Source organism: Pseudomonas sp. P5_A12 (assembly GCF_056400685.1).
In genome coordinates this window covers 1-19,235 of sequence record NZ_JBFUKU010000087.1, presented here as the reverse complement: position 1 = coordinate 19,235, position 19,235 = coordinate 1, and the positions used below count along the sequence as shown (strand labels likewise).

The following is a 19,235-nucleotide window of genomic DNA, read 5'->3' as shown; positions in this document are numbered from 1 at the left end:
TTTTGGCGACCCGGCGCGAGCATCACGCAGAGCATCGCGCCCACCGCCAGCAACGTGCACAACAGCGACAGCGGCCATGCCTGCGGACTGGCAATCAGGCTGGCGATCCCGCCAATCACGGCCGCCATCAGTTGATGAATAAAGCCGCTCAGGGCCATCGCATAAGCGCCGCCGACCGGTGAACCGTCATTGGCCAGCGACAGGCTGATCGGGTACGTCAGCGACTGCCCGAACACCGCCACGCAATAGGGCAACCAGAACAGCAGCGCAATGGAGGTACCGACGACGCTGCCCAATAACATCACCGCGCTGCCGGCCARCACCAGCCCGACACCGGCCGCCATCAATCGGCGCTGACCGGTGCGCAGTACCAAGCCATTGACCGCCAACGCTCCCAGAAAATACGCCGCGCTGATCGACCAGCCCAGCAGTCCGTATTCCACCGCCGACCAATTGAACGGACCTTGCAGAATCAGCGGCGCGGCGGTGTTGAAGGCGACGATCACCCCATAACCGAGGCCGCCGGTGAGGGCCGGTAGCAGGAAGGCACGATCGCGCAGAATGCGCCCGTAACTTGGCCACGCAGACGACTGGACATTGTCCTCGGCCAGCACAGCAAACGGGACCCGCGCCACAACCGTCGCCATCAACAGGCTCGCGCCCCCCAACAGATAGAAAATCGCTGGCCAGCCCAGCGCCACCTGAATAACCGACCCCAGGTACTGGCCGATACCCAATGCCACCACGAACGAAATCGAAATCCACGACAACGCCTTCGCCAGCAGATCGCCGCGAAAGCTATCGCGGATCAGCACCCGGGCCATCACCGAAATTCCGCTGGCGCCGATGCCCTGAATCAGTCGAATCATCAGGAACGCTTCAAGTGTCTGGCCCAGCGGCAGGGCAAGGTTGCCCAGCCCATAAATGCCGAGCGCCGCGAGCAGTACCGGTTTGCGACCGATGCGCTGACCGAGGCTGCCCCAGAACAACATCGGCAGCGCCATCCCGATCAAGTACACCGCCAGGCCCCAGGACACCTGCGAAGCGTCGGCGGACAGATCCCGAGCCATCTCCGGCAGCGCCGGCAGGTAAATGCTCATGCCCAATTGAGCGAGAAATACCGTGCTGCAGGTGACGAGGAGGGTGGTGCGGCTCTTCATGACATCTTCCCTGGTGTTCAGTCGCCGACGACCCCGGCGGTTGTGCATAAAAGCTCAGTGACGAGCTGACAAAAGTGGCGGATCAGCATCGGTTCCATGTCCGCCCGCAAAGTGATTCTCAGAGCAGCCTTGCCTTGGGCGACCACCGGAAAGAACACCGCCGAGGTGAAGAAACCGAGGTTGGCCAATTCGATAGCGATGCGATTGGCCAGCGCCGCTTCACCGCAGTGGACCAAGCGAATCGCCATGATGCTGCCGTGCTGTGCGGTTCGGATCAGGCTGTCAAAGAGCCGGATATTAACCTGAAGTTTTTCCTGTAACGCGGCAAATGCCGGCGTTTGATGCAACTGGATGGAGGCTCTGCCCGCACCGATCGCGGCACTGTCGAGGCTTTGCGACCAATTGCCGGGGCCACCGTAGCGTTGAATCAGCTTTTTCTGCCGTTCATTACCCAGCATCACCAACCCGCCGCTGGCGCCAAAGGACTTGGCCAATGACGCAACGATCAGGCCGTCATCTTCCAGGACCTGAAACCTGGGGCGCACCAGACCCGCACCGAATGTGCCAACGGTGGACAGTGCGTGGGAGTCGTCGAGGTAGAGAAACAACCCATAACGATCTTTCAGGTACAAAAGACTGTCCAGGTCGGCGACCCCGCCCATGCTGTACGCACCGTCGGCAACATACGCGACCCTGGTGTGTTGCTGGCACTGGGTTTCCAGAAAATCCATGTCGTTGTGCGGACTGGTCACGACCCTGGTTTCGTCGGCGCAGGCGGCTTTGAGGTGACTCATCGAGTCGTGCGCCAACCGGTCAAACACCATCACCGGCGGCCGGTTCTCGGTGAACACGCCGCTGGCCAGCAGCGGCAGGATACCGGTACTCGCCGCGCTGCATGACAGGGTGCTCAGGCATGTGGCGCCGAACAATGCTGACAGCTCGGTTTCGTACTGTTCGAGGATCGCCAGTTTGCAGCGGTTTTTTGAATTGGCGACGCGCAGGGTGCCGGTTTCCCACAAGGTGGTCATGGCGCCGTCGAGCAGATCGGGATGGTGATCCAGGCCCAGGTATGAGGTGGTGCAGAAGTGATGGAAGGCACGTCCGTGCTGGTCAACCATGCGGTTGCTGCTTCTGATGTCGACATTCAATCCGGCGACTTTCCCGGCTTCTGCGGTTTCCCAGTGGTGATCGGCCAGCGCGATCAGTTTTCGATAGTTGGTGAAGGTATTTGCCGCGTGCGTTGTCTGGTCCATTTGTTGTGTCTGTCCTTGAGTGGTGAAGCCGTCCGTGTGTGTTGCCAGACTTTACAGAGTGCGACATTGCCGCTGAATCGGCCGATTCCGCTTCGGTTGAGTGTTACAAGAGATTTATGTGTAGGGCGATGGCGGTGTGGATGTGGGGCAAAACCCGGTTATCCTGCCCATTCAGCCGAATAGAAGTCATCGAGCCATGCTGCAAAAAAGCCTGATCCGCCGTCTCGACCTGATTACCCTCCAGCTGTTCGTCGCTGTCCACGAAGAAGGCACGCTGACCCGTGCCGCCGCGCGTGAAGCCATTGCGGTGTCAGCGGCCAGCAAGCGCTTGATGGAGCTGGAAGAGGCGTTGGGGATCAGTCTTTTCGTGCGCCAGGCCAAAGGCATGACCCTGACGCCGGCCGGCGAAACCTTGCTGCACCATGCCCGGCAAATGCTGTTCAACGTTGAGAAAATGGGCCTTGAACTGGGCGAGCACAGCCACGGCATTCGCGGCTATGTGTGCATGCTCGCTAACCTGTCGGCGATCATTCAGTTTTTGCCCGAAGACTTGCGGGACTTTTCCGAGCGTCATCCCCAGGTCAAGACCGACCTCGAAGAACGTCCCAGCGGCGGGGTGATTCAGGGGGTGCTGGACGGTGTGGCGGACCTTGGCATTTGCTCCATCGACAGCGACATCAAAGGGTTGCACAGCGTGTTGTACCGGCAGGACAAGCTGATGGTGTTGATGTTGCCCGATCATCCGTTGGCGAGCCGTTCGAGCCTGGCGTTTGCGGACACGCTGGACAGCGATTACGTCGGTTTGCATGCCGCCAGTTCGATCAACATGCGCACCCATGCCGCGGCGCGCGAGGCGGGCAAAGTGCTGCGGTTGCGCATTCATGTGCCGGGTTTCGATGCCATGTGCCGGATGGTCCAGGCCAACATGGGCATCGGGATTTTACCGCAGAAGGCTTATGAACTGTTTGGCCGGGCGTTGGGGCTGCACGCGGTGCCGTTGACGGATGAGTGGTCGGATCGGGCGTTGATCATTGTGGTGAGGGATGAAACGGGGTTGTCGCCGGTGAGTCGGATGTTGTTTGAGCATTTGCGCGGGGCGGTCTGATTATTTTCGATTGGATGGGCGGGCCTTATCGCGAGCAGGCTCGCTCGGGACTGTCATAAATTTTGTGTTCGGGCATAACATGTTGAAGAGGTGCATGTATGCCGACCAAAAAGAAACCGGCCCGTGAGGCCCAGCGTGACCTTCCATCCATTCCCAAAGAGCTGATCGACCAGTTCGTCAGCGGCCCAATGAGTGCCGAGGCTATTCAAGATGCTTCGATGGCGTTCAAAAAGGCGCTGATTGAACGAGCCTTGGGTGCCGAGCTCGGCCACCACCTTGGCTATCCTCAGGGCGCGGAGCGCCCTGAGGAGTCGAGCAACCAGCGTAACGGTAAAAGCAGCAAGACCGTGCTGACTGACGACGGCCCGCTGCGCCTGGACATTCCCAGAGACCGCGATGGCAGCTTTGCTCCCATCCTGATCCCCAAGCACGAGCGCCGTTTTACAGGCTTCGATGACAAGATCATTGCCATGTATGCCCGCGGCATGAGCGTTCGTGAGATTCGGGCATTTCTCTCGGAGCAATACGGGACAGACGTCTCCCATGACTTCATCAGCTCGGTCACCGATGCTGTTCTGGAAGAAGTCAGCACCTGGCAGCAACGGCCCCTTGAACCCATGTATCCCGTCATTTTTTTTGATGCGCTGCGGGTCAAAATCCGTGACGAAGGGGTGGTACGCAACAAGGCAATCTACTTGGCGYGGGGCGTATTGCCGGACGGCACCCGAGATATTTTGGGTATCTGGATTGAGAACACTGAGGGCGCCAAGTTTTGGATGAAGGTTTTCAATGACCTCAAGACCCGAGGCGTCGAAGACGTTTTGATTGCTGTCACTGACGGGCTTAAAGGCATGCCAGAAGCCTTGAGTGCAGTGTTTCCTCAGGCGACTTTGCAGACCTGTATCGTCCACTTGATCCGTAATAGCCTTGATTACGCTGCGTGGGACAAGCGTCGCGAACTGGCCAAAGCCCTGAAGCCGATCTATCAGGCGCTCAATGCTGAAGTTGCCGAGCAGGCTTTAGCTGCCTTCGAATCTGGACCTTGGGGTAAACAATATCCAACGGTGGCTGCTGCCTGGCGGCGTGCCTGGGACCGAGTCATCCCGTTTTTCATCTTCCCGCCAGCCATCCGAAAAGTGATCTACACCACCAACGCCATCGAAAGCATCAACGCCCAGTTGCGCAAGATCATCAAGACAAGAGGACACTTTCCAACCGATGATGCCGCGACGAAGCTGATCTGGCTGGCACTGCAAAATATCACCGCCAATTGGGGCAGTCCGGCCCATGACTGGAAGAGCGCAATGAATCAGTTTGCGGTTTTGTACGGAGATCGATTCATCAGGCCAACCTGGTGAAATGAAGGCCTGCCTAACGGCAGGCCATTACCGGCCCGCACACAAAAAATCTGACACTCTCGCTCGCTCCCACACTCGATCTGTGCCACGCCGCCGATCAAAGGTGGGAGCGAGCCCGCTCGCGATGGCGGCCTGACAGTTAACATCTCACTGCCAGTTGTTCCCTCAACCCGCCGCTACCAAACCCTTGGCAGGCGTCCCACTGAACTGAATCAGCGCTACTCCCGCTACTAACAACACCGCCCCAATCACCCGTGGCAAGGTCATCTGCCGCTCCACCAACCCAAACAACCCGAAGTGATCCAGCACCAGCGATGCCATCACCTGTCCCGCCAGCGCTAAAGCAATAAACCCCGACGCCCCAAGCTTGGGCAATAGCATCAGCGCCAACGAAATAAAACATACCCCAAACGCCCCTCCAGCCCACATCCACAGCGGCGCCTTGCTAATGAATGCCAGGGACGGCAATGGCAAACGCAGCGCCACAATAATCGGCAACAACACCGCAATACTCACCAGCAACGACGCAAGCGTCGCCCACAACGGATGGCCCAACCCACGCGTGAGGTTGGCGTTGATCGCGCTCTGAAAGGGCACCACCGCCCCGGCAATCACGGCCAGCAACAACAGACCGGCCCACTGCAACGTACTCATGGTCATTCTCCAACAGGTTTTGCTGGACTCTAGAGTATTCGTCGCGCAGATTTAAATTCCAGATTGCTATCCAGGACATGCATCAGATGAATGATCTAAGGCGCATCGACCTCAACCTGCTGGTGATCCTCGACGCCTTGCTCAGCGAACAGCACGTGACCCGCGCTGCGGAGCGTCTGCACCTGAGTCAGCCGGCGGTCAGCCATGCCCTGGCGCGATTGCGTGACCTGCTCGGCGATCCATTGCTGGTGCGCGCGGGTGCGGGGCTGGTCGCAACTCCACGAGCATTGGAACTCATCGTCCCGCTGGCCGAAGCCCTGGCCCAGGTGCAATCGCTGCTGGCGCCGAACACCTTCGATCCAGCCACCGCCAAGCGCACCTTTCGCCTGGCGATGTCGGACTACGGCGCCGCTATTATCTTGCCTGGGCTGATTCGAACCTTACGCCGGGAGGCGCCGGGGATCGACCTGCAAATCAGCCACGCCAGCCGCGAAGGCATGCTTGATGGTGTGCTCAACGGCGACATCGACGTTGCGGCGGGCGTCTTTCCAGAGTTGCCAAACGAGTTACGCAGCACGCCCTTGTTCGAGGAGCACTACGCCTGCCTCGTCGACCGCAACAGCCTGCCGACTGACGGCATCCTCGACCTGCCAACCTACCTCGCGCGTCCGCATGTCCTGCTGGAAATGCGCGGCAGCGGCACCCCGGAAATCGAACGGGCTCTGACGGCATTGCGCGAGCGCCGTCGCGTTGCCGTCAGCCTGCCGCACTGGAGCGTTGCGCCAGAATTCATCAGCGGCACTGATTTGATTCTGACTGTGGCTTCGCGTGGACTGCGAGACATTGATGAGCGGTCGTTGATGGTGGTGCCGCCGCCGTTTCATATTCCGTCGTTTACGTTTGTGCTGGTGTGGCACAAGCGGCGGGGCGGGGATCAGGCGTTGAACTGGTTGAATGGGCGGATTGGGGAGGGGATAGTGCGTGGCTACGCTGCCACCGGCCTATCGTTTAACGATTGAGGTAACGAAATTGCTAACCGGCCTCAACCACTTGACCCTCGCCGTCACAGACCTGAACCGCAGCGTGACGTTCTACCAAAAACAGCTGCAACTGCGCCTCGAGGCGACTTGGGATACAGGCGCTTACCTCTCGCTCCCGGGGTTCTGGCTGTGCCTTTCCCTCGATCCACTGCGCAAGTCCGAGCCCGCCGCCGACTACACCCACTACGCCTTCAGCCTCAACGCAGCGGATTTCCCTATGTTCGTCGAACGCTTGCGATCCGCCAACGTACAGGAATGGCGCGACAACCGCAGCGAAGGTGCTTCGTTCTATTTTCTCGACCCGGACGGCCACAAGCTTGAAGCGCATGTCGGGGATCTGGCATCACGGCTGGCAGCCTGTCGGCAGCGGCCTTATGCCGGGATGAAGTTCTTCGACGATCAGTAAGTTCAGGCGCAGGGACCTGAGATAGACTGGTGCCCATTCGCCAAACAGTTCAAAAGGATTTCCCGATGACCCCATCGCTGCTAATGGCTGTTCTCGCCTCGGGCTTCATCTACGGGATCACGCCGGGGCCGGGTGTGTTGGCGGTGTTCGGCATTGGCGCAGCGCGCGGTCGGCGGGCGGGGGCGGGTTTTTTGTGCGGGCATTTGCTCGGGGATGTGGTCTGGTGCAGCACCGCGTTGATCGCGATTGTCGGTGCGCGGGAAATCGGCAGCACAGCGTTCGATGTCTTGGGCGTGCTCAGCGGTCTCTATTTGTTCTGGCTCGGTATGCGTGCCGTGCGGGCGAAACGCAGCAGTGCCGAGGCGCCTCAAGGCCCGGCTCGCCAGCCGTTCTGGCACGGCATTTTGTTCGGTCTGACCAATCCCAAGGCTTACCCGGTGGCGGTGGCCACGTTCACGGCGCTATTGTCGAGCCGCGCGGAGCTGCTGCATTGGTCGATGTTGCCGTGGTTGATTGTCCTGAGCTTCGTCGGTGGCCTGATCGCCTACGCTATCCTCATCGGYATCGTCGGTGCGCGGCAGGTTCGGACCTTGTATCAGCGTCACGAACTGGCGATCACCCGGTTGTGTGGAGTCATGTTTATCGGTTTTGCCATTAACGCCCTGGTGCATGCGTTGCCGGGGCTGGTCACGAACAAGGCTTGAATCCAGAGCAGGTCTCCATGGCAAACAGAAACTCCGCGCCGCTGGCGAGCTACATCGATCTGTTACTGGACGCCGTGTGTGCGGTCGACAAGCAAGGTCGCTTCGTATTTGTCAGTGCGGCTTTTGAGCGCATTTTCGGTTACACCCCCGACGAGATGATCGGCCAGTCGATGATCGATCTGGTGCATCCTGCCGATCGCCAGCGCACGCTCGACGCCGCAAAGGAAATTATGGGCGGTGAGCCCCAGTTCAATTTTGAAAACCGCTACCTGCGCAAGGACGGCCAAGTGGTGCATATCCTCTGGACAGCGCGCTGGTCGGAAGTCGATCAGCTGCGTATCGCCGTGGCCCGGGACATCACCGAACGCAAGCAGGCCGAATCTCGGCAAGCGGCGTTGTATGCGATCTCCGAAGCGGCCCACGCGGCGGAAGATTTACTGACGTTGTTCAAACGCGTTCACTTGATCATCGGCGAATGGCTGCCCGCGCTGAGTTTCTCCGTAGCGCTGTATGACGAACACTGCGGGCAGCTGAATTTCCCTTATCACGTCGGCGACGATGAACTGCAACCCGAGCTGCCAGGCACCATGACCGGGCGCCTGTGTACGGAAGTGATCCGCAGCGGTCAGCCGATTTTACTGACCCCGGAACAGGACTATTCGCACGCAGGCTTCGAGATGTCGGTCGAAGGCCCGAATTCGCAGTGCTGGCTGGGTGTGCCACTGAACTCGAAAAACGGCACCATCGGCGCGCTCATCGTCAAAAGCGTACTGGGGGGCGAGCGCTACACGGAGCAGGACAAGGAGCTGTTGCAATACGTCTGCGCGCAGGTCGCGACGGCCATCGAGCGCAAGCAATTGCATGCCAGGCTGCAGCAGATGGCGCAGTACGACCAACTGACTCAACTGCCCAATCGCGGGCTGTTGCGTGATCGTCTCAAGGCTTCATTGGCGCTGGCTCGGGCAGATGGCGGGCGAATGGCATTGCTTTACGTCGACCTCGATCGTTTCAAGGACGTCAACGACACGCACGGCCATGTGGTGGGCGATATGCTTTTGCAAGCGGTGGCCAATCGACTAAAGGGTTGCGTACGCGAAACTGACACCGTGGCACGCATCGGCGGCGACGAGTTTGTGGTGTTGTTGCACAGCATCCACGCTTCGGAAGACGCCGGCAGGGTGTCGGAAAAAATCCTTCAGGTACTGGCGCAGCCGCTGCGTCTGGACGGGCACAACCTGAACATCCATATCAGCATCGGTGTCGCCCATTTCCCTGAACACGGCACCGAAGAACAGCAGTTGCTCAGGCATGCCGACGAGGCCATGTACACCGCTAAACGCCAGCATCATCTGCGGCTCGAAGTCTGAAACTGCGCCGCCGTTCGTCGCTGCGTTTTCAGCTTTTCTAAACCTTTTGGGGCTCGTCGATTCTGATTTTAGGCGGGCTGTTGCTCGCCTGGGTCATAACCAAGAGGTAGAGAATCATGCCTAACTCAAGAAACTCGAACTCGGGAAACTTCGCCAACGATCGAACGAAGGCGTCTGAAGCCGGTCGGAAAGGTGGGAAAACTACCACCACGACTGTTGATAAAGACTCTTCGAAACCCGAAATGGGCCGCAAAGGTGGTCAGAAATCCAAGTAGTGGTGGTGATTGAGAGGCGGGGGCGCAAGCTCCCGCTTGAATTTTTTTACAAGGAGGGCGCGACCATGAACAGGATGGCCACCCGAATACGTCATGCAGGTTTTGTCACGTTACTGGGCCTTTGTGCCAGCAGCGCTTTTGCCCAGTCCCCCGCAGAATTCATCAACGAGACTTCGGCCCAAAGCATGGCCGACATTGACGCCAGCCGCCTGGCACACCAGAAAACCGAATCCAAAGAGGTCAAGGACTACACCATCGTCGTCATCAACGACCGCACTACAGCTAACCAGCACTTGGCAAAAATCGCCAAACAACTGGATTTGCCAGTAGCCCCGCGGGAGGAAGTGGTCGAGAAGGCCAAAGCCTTGATGCCGCAAGTGCTGGACGGTGCAACCTTTGATCAGGCCTACGCCGCGAGTCAGGTGAAAACCACCCAGGCAGCCATCGAACAACTTCAGCAGGAAGCGCAGAGCACCGACGTGCCGGAAATCAAAGCCTTCGCTGAAGAAAACCTGCCCAAACTTCAAAACCATCTGCAAATGGCCAGGGCGTTGCAAGCGGGCCGCTAGCGGCCTTTAAAGCAAACGGCGCGTTCACATCACGCGCCGTTTTTTTGCTCAGCACTCATTCAAATTTTGTTTGTGATGGCTCGACGACGCCAGCCCCGCCAGGTCATGCACCTCGTTTTCGCCCATGGCGCGATAGTACTTGCGCAGCGCCTCCAATTGTTTGAGGTCCAGCACCTCCAGCCCCAGCATCGCGTTCTTCGCCTCCTTGTTCACCCGCAGCAACTCATCGATTTTCAAATGCAGGATGTCGGTATCGCGGTTCTGGGTGTTCTGGATCAGGAATACCATCAGGAACGTGATGATCGTGGTGGATGTGTTGATCACCAGTTGCCAGGTGTCGTTGAAGCCAAAAATCGGCCCGCTCAAGCCCCACACAGCAATAAGAATCAGCGCCGCCATAAACGTCTTGGGACTACCGGCCCACAGGGCGAGTTTCTGCGAGATTTTTGCGAATTTCATTGCCGTGTTCCTTATAAGAATGCGCCTGAATTTCAGACAGCAACGGCGTGTTGAAAATTCTACTTTCATTCCTGCATTCAACAGCGACACGGGTTTTGTAGCAGCTGGCGAAGCCTGCGTCCGGCKGCGYAGCAGTCGTAAATCCTGAGTTCTCGGTCTCCCTGAAACACCGAGTCGCATGATTTCACGACTGCTRCGCAGCCGGACGCAGGCTTCGCCAGCTGCTACTCGACGGGTCTAGTCAGCGAGTCTTATTTCAACCGACCAACGATTGCGTTGGCCAAAGGTGGGATAGGGTAGGTAGCCCCTGCCGAGGTATCGTATCGGACCGGTTGTTCGCCACTGGCCCACAACAACATACCGACAGGAGAACGCAATGAGTTGGTCCGCCAAACAATACGTCGCTTTTGAAGATGAACGCACCCGCCCGGCGCGCGACCTGCTTGCCGCCATCCCGCCCGTGGACGCGCGTTCGGCCATCGACATCGGTTGTGGCCCCGGTAATTCGACCGAATTGCTGGTCGAGCGCTTCACCAGCGCCACGGTGCGTGGTGTCGACAGTTCGACCGACATGATTGAAGCCGCTCGCAAGCGCCTGCCAAACCTGCAGTTCGACACCGTTGATATCGGCATCTGGAGCGACAGCGGCCCGTTCGACGTGATATTCGCCAACGCGGTGTTGCAATGGTTACCCGATCACGCGACGTTACTGCCGTCGCTGGCCGCTCGACTGACCCAGGGCGGCAGCCTGGCCATTCAGATGCCCGACAACCTCAACGAGCCATCCCATCGCCTGATGCGCGAAGTGGCCGCCGAGGGCCCGTGGGCCAGCAAACTGGCGGACGCCGCCGGACAACGCACGGAAATGGCGAGTGCCAGCGATTACTACTCGATGCTGCGACCTCACTGCGCGCGAGTCGATGTGTGGCGCACCACCTACCATCATCCGCTGGCGGGCGGTGCCTCGGGCGTGGTCGAGTGGTTCAAGGGCAGCGGTTTGCGGCCATTTCTTGAACCGCTGGATGAGGCGGAAAAGGCGCAATACCTCAAGCAATACCACGCTGCGATCGAGCAGGCTTATCCGGCGTTGAGCGATGGTTCGGTGCTGTTGCCGTTTCCGCGGTTGTTTATTGTCGCGACTCGGTAAGAACCCACTGAACCTGTGGCGAGGGAGCTTGCTCCCGTTGGAATGCGCAGCAGTCCCCTTCTTTTTGGGTGAAGAGGGGCCGCTTCGCAGCCAAGCGGGAGCAAGCTCCCTCGCCACAGTGATACGTCACAATAGTCGGCCACGAAACGCAAAGGGCGCCCCGAAAGGCGCCCGTTATCACGTCAGGATGGTTCCGCATCCATGCGTCGAGCGATGACATCCAGCACATCGCAACCGTCGCGCAAAGGCACGCAGCAGAGCAATGCAAAATCGCTGAGGATGACCGAGTCGGTGGTGATGTCACCTCGCATGGCGAGGTTTTCGAGGATCTGCGTCACGGCCCGAATTCTGTAACTGGCCGTGCTGAGCAGAGAGTGCAGCGGTTGGGTGGTGTTGACGAACAGCGAGGGTAAATCGTCGGCGTTGCTGGTTAGAGCCATGTATTCATTCATAAGTGATCACCATGATAGGAAGAAGACCTACCACTCAATCGTCGCCAAACAATAGGGTGGTAGCTGTACGCGGGTTGGCGAACCGGGCCATGGTAAAAACCGGCAGACCCTAAGGTCTCCCACGCACAGCCACCAAAAAAGAGGCAGCCAAGTGCGTTCAAAAGCGCTCCGAGAAATCCTCGGAGGCTTCCRTACCATGGAATCGAGTCGCCAAACCCAATACGCCAGTTGGGGCGCGGGTCGACTATAGACTTCATGGTAAAAACACAGCAATGCGCAAGTGTACGGACAATTCCCAGTGTCGTGTAGGACGTTGCCTTTTCGAAAGTTGGCCACTTTCGTGCTACCAGTGAATGGGTGATCGGCACCTGATTTGGCAGGCGTTGACTGGCAGCCCACACAAATTCCGCCCACAAAAAAACCGGTCACTAAGGACCGGTTTTTCGTCTTGGCCACCCGTCAGGCAGCACCAGCGAGCAAACTCTCGCAAGGAATTCTCAATCCATCGTGCAGACGCTTGATCATCGACAGACTCAGTTTGCGCTTACGATTCAGCACTTCGGATACGTGCCCGCTCGTACCGATGAACGGTTCCAGATCACGAGGGGTCAGGCCTTGCTGATCCATGCGGAATTTGATGGCCTCAATCGGATCGGAGGGCGGCATTGGATAATGCTCGTCTTCGTATTTCTCGATAAGCAGCGCCAGAATTTCAAGCTCATCGCCTTCAGGTGAACCAATGTCGGCACCCCACAGTTGCTCCACACGAGCAAATGCATCAGTCAGGTCTTCTTGGCTGCGAATAGGTTTAATGTTCATTACACGGTCTCCGCGTTGATCTGATCATTTCGGGCATCGGTGCTGATGAGTTCTTTATTTGGTCAAGAAAAACGCTAATAAAACATAGGTTTTGTGGAGAAACGCTAATTTCGCGTGGAAATACAAATTCCAGATACAAAAAAACCGGCCATCAAGGCCGGTTTTTTTTTACCTGCATCTCCCGTCAAAAAACAACGTGAGACCAAAATTCGATTGGAGCGGGTGAAGGGAATCGAACCCTCGTTATCAGCTTGGGAAGCTGGAGTAATGCCATTATACGACACCCGCTCAGAGCGGCTGACTTTGTACCAGATGTGCGCGCGGAAATGAAGTTTTTCTTTGCTCGAGACGACTTTAGCGCAGGTGAAACAGCCCAAAGACCGCGAGGCGGTCTTTCGCGGGCAAGCCACGCGCCTACAGGAATGCATTCAACACTGTAGGGCGGGGCTTGCTCGCGAGGACGCTGTTTCAGATTGCCAGTGCATGGTGATCCTTGACGTAGTGGTAACGCGTTCGGCTCTCATGCTGCGATGGTGTCAGGAACCCCAGCAGGGCGTTGYGGCTGTCTCGGCAGGCGGCTTTGTGTTCCATGTCGAGAAAGTGGCCGGTCGCTTCCAGTGTCGTGAAGGTGGCGTTCTGCACGTGGTTGGCGAACAATCGCGCGCCATCGGCGGCGGTGTATTCGTCCCATTCGCCGTTCATGAACAGCACTGGCACGTTGATTTTCTGTGCGGCTTTGAAGAAGCACTGGCGATCACTGTGCAGCAGGTCGCTGATGTGGAAGTGCATCTGCCCGTATTCATGATCGGCCAGGCTGCTGACGTGCCGGTAATTGAAGCGTTTGAACAGGGTCGGCAAGTGCTTGCCGATGGTGCTGTTCACCAGATTGCCGACCCGGTCGCCGTCCCGGCTGCCGAGGTAATCGACGCCGCGCTCGAGGTAATCGAGCATGTGCGCGTTGATCTCCGGAGAGAACGAGCTGATCACGGCTTTTTCGATCCGTCGTGGCCGATGGGCGAGGGCGACCAGGGTCGCGGCGCCGCCCCAGGAAAACGACAGCACGTGTTCGGCGCCGAAGTGGTCGATCAGCTCCAGGAGGATCTGCCCTTCGACTTCCTTGGTCAGCAATTTCTCATGCAGGTTGTGGGCTTTGGACCTGCCCGCGTAGGGCTGGTCGTAGCAGACCACGTTGAACTGCGGATGGAGGTTTTTCACGGTTTGTGCAAACGACGCAGTCGTGGCCATCGAGCCGTTGACCAAGATAATGGTCTTCTCTGCGGCGTCTGCGCGATAAAACTCCGTGTAGACCCGATACTGACCCTGTATATCCAGCACAGCGATTTCTGGCCTCATGTCATATGACTCCTGGCAAGCGGGTATGCGCGCAACTGAGATTGCACGAGCTTTGTGACAGGTAGGCATACGCCTGGAATTTTTGGAGCCCATGTCGATCCGGAACAGCAGGTCGACGGGTATTATTATTGGCGGGCAGTCTGTCGGTCTGAAGCGGAACCTGAGGGTTCTCTAACCGGCAAAAAGTTTCTTAGAGGTATGTGGTGACTCATCAGTCACATTTCGGCTGACGACCTGATTCAAGCAGGGTAGACGCCTTCGTGCAAGAGCCATTGGTAAATTGTTCGACAACTTCTGCTGAGCGGTCGCCTGCTTAGATCAAATGAATCTCTTCGGTGCGCAATGCACGGTACTCGCCCGGTTTTAGCGCGTTATCGAGCACCAGCGGGCCCATGCGCTCGCGGTGCAGGCGCAGGACCTTGTTGTCGAAGTGGCCAAACATGCGCTTCACCTGGTGATACCGGCCTTCGACGATGCTCAGACGCGCCGACTTCGGTCCCAGCAGCACCAACTCGGCGGGCTGAGTGGTGAGGTCTTCGAAAGCGAAATACAGTCCTTCGGTGAATTTCAGCGCGTACTCCGGCCCGATGTCCTGCTCGGTCTCGACGTAGTAGACCTTTGGCAACTTGGTTTGCGGTTGGGTCAGGCGTCGCGACCAGCTGCCGTCGTTGGTGATCAGCATCAGGCCGGTGGTGTTGAAGTCGAGGCGACCGGCAATGTGCAACTCGTCCTTGCCCGGCTCATGGATCAGGTCGAGGACCGTCGGGTGTTCCGGGTCGCGGGTGGCGCTGACGCAGCCAGGTGGCTTGTGCAGCATGAAGTAGCGCGCAGGCTTGCCGACTTGCAGGACCTCGTCGTTGACTTCGACGCGGCTGAATTCGAGCACTTCGGCGTGCGGGTCGCTGACGATGTTTCCGTCGATCCGCACGCGCTTTTCCACCAGCAACAGGCGTACCTGCTTACGGTTGAAGCGCGGCAGGTTGCTGAGGAAACGGTCAACGCGCATGGCAAGGGATCGGAGGGAAAAGGGCCGCGTATCTTACGTGATCGGCCGGGCGCGTGCTTACAGCTGCGCTTCGACCTGCGCACAGCGAGGGCACAGGCAGGATTTGTCGCGCAGTTCCGGCGGCAGCGCTTCGAGTACGGCCGGGTCGATGCTGACGCCGTAGCACCAACAGGCGCGATCAGCGGTTTGCGGGGCGGCCAGGGTGCAGTCGTTGGACGCGCCGCAGGCCGGACAGAGTTCAGGCCGGTTCATAAAGGGGTACTCATAACGCGAGTGAGACGATGGCAAGCATTCTAATGGGACTGTCGGGAAATAACTGCTTCAAATTTGTGCGGCTGATCGTTCCCACGCTCTGCGTGGGAATGCATCCTGTGACGCTCTGCGTCACGTCCGCTAAGGGACGCTCTGCGTCCCGGGCGGCATTCCCACGCAGAGCGTGGGAACAATCTGATCAGCGCAGATTTTTCAGGTAAGCGCGCCATCCACCGAGATGACTGATATCCACCGCCCCCTCCAACCCATACGCCTCGCAGATGAACCCGCTCTCCCAGCGTCCATCCGCCAGTTGCACCTTGCCCAACCCCAGCGGCGCCGGAATTCCGGTCAGGAACGAGCCCAATTCACTGCTCGGCAATTCCCAAACCTCCACCGCAATCGCCACACCACCATCCTTCACCCGAACCATCCCCGGACGAAACGGCGGGCCACCGGCCAATGCATACAATTGATAATCCGGCGAGCTGAACGTCGTCTCGACCAACTGTGCCCCGCGCCGCTTCAATTGCCAGTTCAGCGCGAGCCCATCCAGATGCGCGCCACACACCACCAGCCGCGCCCGATCATTACGTGCGACCGCTGTTGGCGCTGGCGCAGTCAGACCTTGCAGGCGCTGGAAAGCATCCGCCACGCTCAGTAAATACTGATCTGTAAACGCTCGACCAAACAGCGTCACGCCCCACGGCAGGCCGTTGCCCATGAAAGCGCTGGGCACGGCGACGGCGGCGTAATCAAGCAGGTTCATGAAGTTGGTGTAGTAACCCAGTTCCGAATTGCGCAGCACCGGTTCTGCGTCCAGTTGCGCCAGTGTCACCGGGCGGCCAATGGTCGGCGTGATCACGCAATCGAGGCCTTCCAGGGCCTTGTCGCACAGCGCCTTCAAGGCTTGCAATCGGTATTGCGCGCGGAAGGTTTGCACTCCCGTCACCGCTGGCGCCTTGGCCAGCACAGCTTGAATCACCGGCAGCACCGCTTGTGGATTTTGCTCCATCAATTCCCCGGCCACGCTGTAGCGCTCGGCCACCCACGGCCCTTCGTAGAGCAAGCGGGCCGCTTCGAGAAACGGCGACATATCCAGTTCGACGGCTTCACCACCCAACGCCTTGAACTGGTCGATGACATCCCCAAACAGCAGTGGGCCTTCGGAGCAACCGAAAAATTCCAGGTCCTGTGCGCGCGGCAAACCGAAGCGGAAAGAGCGCGGCGTACCGAATGCCGCACCGTCATTCCACTGAGGGTTGCTGCGGCTGTATTCATCGCGCGGGTCGAGGTGTGCGGTGAGCGCCAGCAATTGGCTGGCCTCGCGAGCCGTCGCCGTGAAGGTCGTCACGCAATCGAGCGTGCGACAGGCCGGCACCACACCCGCAGTAGAGATCAAACCTTTGGTGGCTTTGAGTCCCACCAGATTGTTCAAACCCGCTGGCACACGCCCCGATCCCGCGGTGTCCGTGCCCAAGGAAAAACTCGCGACGCCGAGCGCCACCGCCAACGAAGACCCGGCGCTGGAACCGCCCGACGGATACTCCGGCAACACGCTGTTCGGGCACGCGCCATACGGTGACCGGCTGCCGTTGAGGCCGGTGGCGAATTGATCCAGGTTGGTCTTGCCCAACGGGATCGCCCCCAGCGCCAGTAGCTGCTCGACGATGGTCGCCGATTGCTCCGGCACATAGGCAAAGTCCGGACACGCCGCTGTGGTTGGAATGCCCGCCAGGTCGATGTTGTCTTTGATCGCAAACGGCACGCCGTACAGCGGCAGACTGTCGATGTCGCGACCGTCGAGGGCGGCGAGGTACGGTTCCAGTTCTTCGACACTGAGCAAGTGGATGAACAGGTGATAGTCCGGGTTCAGCGCGGCGGCTTTGTCGCGCAGGCTCGAAAGCAGTTTTCGAGGTGTGGCGCTGCCTTCGCGGTAAGCGCTGCGCAGGGCATCGAGTTGCAGATTGATGTTCATGGGGTTAATCCTTTTCGAAATGGGTTCAGTCGACTTCCAGCACCACAACGCGCTGTCCGGCACGCACCGCCGAACCCGGTTGCACACGAATCTCACGTACCACGCCGGCCATGGGCGCGAGCAGCGGAATTTCCATCTTCATCGACTCCAGAATCACCAGCACATCACCGGCTGCCACGCGGCTGCCGGTTTCCACTTGAACCTGCCAGAGGTTGCCGGCGATGTGGCTGTCGACGCTCATTTCACCGCTGGCCAGCGCTGCCTCTTCGGTCGCTTGCGGGGCCAACTCTTCGCTGTCGAAATGCGCCTGACCGCTGGCGATCCAGCGCTCGCGTTCGGCGTTGAACGCGCCTTGTTGCTGATCGCGAAACGCGGCGATGGTCTCGGCTTCTTTCGCCAGGAATGCCTGGTAATCCGCGAGGTTCAATTGGCTGTGTTCGATGTTCAGCTCAAAGCGCCCGAGCGGGAAGTCCTTGCGGATGCGCAGCAGTTCATCGGCGCTCACTGGGTAGAAACGGATCTGGTCGAAGAAACGCAGCAGCCACGGTTTGCCGTCGAACGCGGCGACCTCGCGGTAGCGATTCCACATCTGCAAGGTACGCCCGACAAACTGATAACCACCGGGGCCTTCCATGCCGTACACGCACATGTAGGCACCACCGATGCCCACCGAGTTTTCGGCGGTCCAGGTGCGGGCCGGGTTGTACTTGGTGGTCACCAGACGATGACGCGGATCGAGCGGGGTGGCGACCGGTGCGCCGAGGTAAACGTCGCCCAGGCCCATCACCAGATAACTGGCGTCGAACACCGTGCGCTGCACTTCGTCGAGGTTGGGCAGGTCGTTGATGCGGCGGATGAACTCCAGATTGCTCGGGCACCACGGTGCGTCTTTGCGCACGGTGGTCATGTATTTCTCGATGGCCAACTGGCAGGCCGGATCATCCCAGGACAGCGGCAAATGCACGATGCGTGAGGGCACTTGCAGGTCTTTGGCGGCGCACACCGCGTCCCATTCACCAGCGACGATGCCCAGCAGGTCGGACAGCGGCAGTTGCTCCGGTTGGTAGTGCACTTGCAGCGAACGGATGCCGGGGGTGAGGTCGATTACGCCGTGCAGGTGTTTGCTTTCCAGCGCTTGCATGAGGGCGTGGGCGCGGAAGCGTAAAACAAGATCAAGTTCCGGCGCGCCGATTTCAAGGAGCAGATGAGTGTCCCCGGAAAGACGTGCAACCAGCCGCGTATCCCCCTGACCCAAATCCAACACCACAGGCGACACAATCCCCTGTAGGAGCTGGCTTTCCAGCGAAGGGGCCAGTCCAGACACCGCATCAACTTCTTCGCTGGCAAGCCAGCTCCTACAGGGGGAGTTCCATTTCAAGGCGAGGTTGCGGGCAGTCTGGAGACCGACGGGGATGAATTGCACTTTGTTCCCGGCCTTCAATTGCCCCAGCTGCCAAAGATCCGCCTCGATCACCGTCACCGGGCACACAAACCCACCCAGGCTCGGGCCATCCGGGCCGAGGATCACCGGCATGTCACCAGTGAAATCCACCGCCCCGATGGCGTACGGATTGTCGTGAATGTTCGAAGGATGCAGTCCCGCTTCACCGCCGTCGGCACGCACCCATTCCGGTTTCGGCCCGATCAGTCGCACGCCGGTTCGACTGGAATTGAAATGCACTTCCCATTGGGTCGCGAAGAAGGTGCCGATGTAGTTTTCAGTGAAGTATTCCGGTGCGCCATGGGGGCCGTAAATCACGCGGATTTGCCGCACGGCGGGCAACTCCGTGATTTCAGACAGCTGCCCGCCGACGCTACGATCGTTCAACGCCGACACATGCAACACATCACCCGCCCGCAAGGCTCGTCCACCATGCC

Annotated in this window: 20 protein-coding genes and 1 tRNA gene; 9 read left to right on the top strand and 12 right to left on the bottom strand. The window is 59.0% G+C overall.

Going from position 1 to position 19,235, the window contains the following annotated elements; translation table 11 throughout:
• Positions 1-1,160 (bottom strand): multidrug effflux MFS transporter (locus tag AC1DSG_RS14260; RefSeq protein WP_477791461.1); only part of this gene is annotated, 1,160 nt, incomplete at its 3' end.
• A 17-nt stretch (positions 1,161-1,177) separates the two neighbouring features.
• On the bottom strand, positions 1,178-2,413 hold the full coding sequence (locus AC1DSG_RS14255) for an aminotransferase class I/II-fold pyridoxal phosphate-dependent enzyme (RefSeq protein ID WP_477791460.1): 1,236 nt from the start codon (positions 2,411-2,413) through the stop codon (positions 1,178-1,180).
• Between the two features lie 196 nt (positions 2,414-2,609).
• Here AC1DSG_RS14255 and AC1DSG_RS14250 point away from each other — a divergent pair, with 196 nt between their 5' ends.
• Positions 2,610-3,518, top strand: a complete 909-nt coding sequence (locus AC1DSG_RS14250) for a LysR family transcriptional regulator (RefSeq protein WP_477791459.1) — start codon at positions 2,610-2,612, stop codon at positions 3,516-3,518.
• 98 nt (positions 3,519-3,616) lie between these two features.
• Complete coding sequence (locus AC1DSG_RS14245; RefSeq protein WP_477791458.1) at positions 3,617-4,876, top strand: IS256 family transposase; 1,260 nt, start codon at positions 3,617-3,619, stop codon at positions 4,874-4,876.
• A gap of 165 nt (positions 4,877-5,041) precedes the next feature.
• On the opposite strand, the gene AC1DSG_RS14240 is transcribed toward AC1DSG_RS14245, so the two are convergent.
• Complete coding sequence (locus AC1DSG_RS14240) at positions 5,042-5,530, bottom strand: DMT family transporter (protein WP_477791457.1); 489 nt, start codon at positions 5,528-5,530, stop codon at positions 5,042-5,044.
• A gap of 77 nt (positions 5,531-5,607) precedes the next feature.
• Here AC1DSG_RS14240 and AC1DSG_RS14235 point away from each other — a divergent pair, with 77 nt between their 5' ends.
• The 6 genes from AC1DSG_RS14235 (at position 5,608) to AC1DSG_RS14210 (ending at position 9,891) form a co-directional block, all read left to right on the top strand.
• On the top strand, positions 5,608-6,549 hold the full coding sequence (locus AC1DSG_RS14235; protein ID WP_477791456.1) for a LysR family transcriptional regulator: 942 nt from the start codon (positions 5,608-5,610) through the stop codon (positions 6,547-6,549).
• A gap of 10 nt (positions 6,550-6,559) precedes the next feature.
• Positions 6,560-6,976: a fosfomycin resistance glutathione transferase gene (fos, locus tag AC1DSG_RS14230; protein ID WP_477791455.1), complete on the top strand. Its 417-nt coding sequence runs from the start codon at positions 6,560-6,562 to the stop codon at positions 6,974-6,976.
• Between the two features lie 65 nt (positions 6,977-7,041).
• Positions 7,042-7,680 (top strand): LysE family translocator, encoded by a 639-nt coding sequence (locus tag AC1DSG_RS14225; protein ID WP_477791454.1) that lies wholly within the window; start codon positions 7,042-7,044, stop codon positions 7,678-7,680.
• Positions 7,681-7,697: 17 nt separating this feature from the next.
• A complete protein-coding gene (locus tag AC1DSG_RS14220) occupies positions 7,698-9,047 on the top strand; it encodes a sensor domain-containing protein (RefSeq protein WP_477791453.1) in 1,350 nt (449 codons plus the stop codon).
• 116 nt (positions 9,048-9,163) lie between these two features.
• Positions 9,164-9,322, top strand: a complete 159-nt coding sequence (locus tag AC1DSG_RS14215) for a KGG domain-containing protein (protein ID WP_007947610.1) — start codon at positions 9,164-9,166, stop codon at positions 9,320-9,322.
• A gap of 65 nt (positions 9,323-9,387) precedes the next feature.
• Positions 9,388-9,891, top strand: coding sequence for a DUF4142 domain-containing protein (locus AC1DSG_RS14210; RefSeq protein ID WP_477791452.1), 504 nt, complete (start codon positions 9,388-9,390; stop codon positions 9,889-9,891).
• A 48-nt stretch (positions 9,892-9,939) separates the two neighbouring features.
• Here the strand turns inward: AC1DSG_RS14210 and AC1DSG_RS14205 are convergent, their stop codons facing one another.
• A complete protein-coding gene (locus AC1DSG_RS14205; protein WP_477791451.1) occupies positions 9,940-10,350 on the bottom strand; it encodes a low affinity iron permease family protein in 411 nt (136 codons plus the stop codon).
• 376 nt (positions 10,351-10,726) lie between these two features.
• Between AC1DSG_RS14205 and tam the strand changes: the two genes are divergently transcribed.
• Entirely contained in the window at positions 10,727-11,497 is a 771-nt protein-coding gene (gene tam, locus AC1DSG_RS14200) for a trans-aconitate 2-methyltransferase (RefSeq protein WP_477791450.1), read from the top strand.
• Between the two features lie 182 nt (positions 11,498-11,679).
• Here tam and AC1DSG_RS14195 read toward each other — a convergent pair whose 3' ends face one another.
• The 8 genes from AC1DSG_RS14195 to AC1DSG_RS14160 all read right to left on the bottom strand — a co-directional run.
• A complete protein-coding gene (locus tag AC1DSG_RS14195; protein ID WP_007947603.1) occupies positions 11,680-11,949 on the bottom strand; it encodes a hypothetical protein in 270 nt (89 codons plus the stop codon).
• 459 nt (positions 11,950-12,408) lie between these two features.
• Entirely contained in the window at positions 12,409-12,768 is a 360-nt protein-coding gene (locus AC1DSG_RS14190) for a helix-turn-helix domain-containing protein (protein ID WP_477791449.1), read from the bottom strand.
• A 214-nt stretch (positions 12,769-12,982) separates the two neighbouring features.
• Positions 12,983-13,056: transfer RNA gene (locus AC1DSG_RS14185), tRNA-Gly, on the bottom strand.
• 180 nt (positions 13,057-13,236) lie between these two features.
• Positions 13,237-14,121: an alpha/beta fold hydrolase gene (locus AC1DSG_RS14180; RefSeq protein WP_477791448.1), complete on the bottom strand. Its 885-nt coding sequence runs from the start codon at positions 14,119-14,121 to the stop codon at positions 13,237-13,239.
• 313 nt (positions 14,122-14,434) lie between these two features.
• Positions 14,435-15,127, bottom strand: a complete 693-nt coding sequence (locus AC1DSG_RS14175) for a pseudouridine synthase (RefSeq protein ID WP_477791447.1) — start codon at positions 15,125-15,127, stop codon at positions 14,435-14,437.
• 57 nt (positions 15,128-15,184) lie between these two features.
• Positions 15,185-15,379 (bottom strand): cysteine-rich CWC family protein, encoded by a 195-nt coding sequence (locus tag AC1DSG_RS14170; protein ID WP_452625268.1) that lies wholly within the window; start codon positions 15,377-15,379, stop codon positions 15,185-15,187.
• 199 nt (positions 15,380-15,578) lie between these two features.
• Positions 15,579-17,357 (bottom strand): allophanate hydrolase, encoded by a 1,779-nt coding sequence (gene atzF, locus AC1DSG_RS14165; RefSeq protein WP_477791446.1) that lies wholly within the window; start codon positions 17,355-17,357, stop codon positions 15,579-15,581.
• Between the two features lie 25 nt (positions 17,358-17,382).
• The coding region (locus tag AC1DSG_RS14160) for a carboxyltransferase domain-containing protein (protein WP_477791445.1) at positions 17,383-19,235 on the bottom strand (1,853 nt) is incomplete at its 5' end.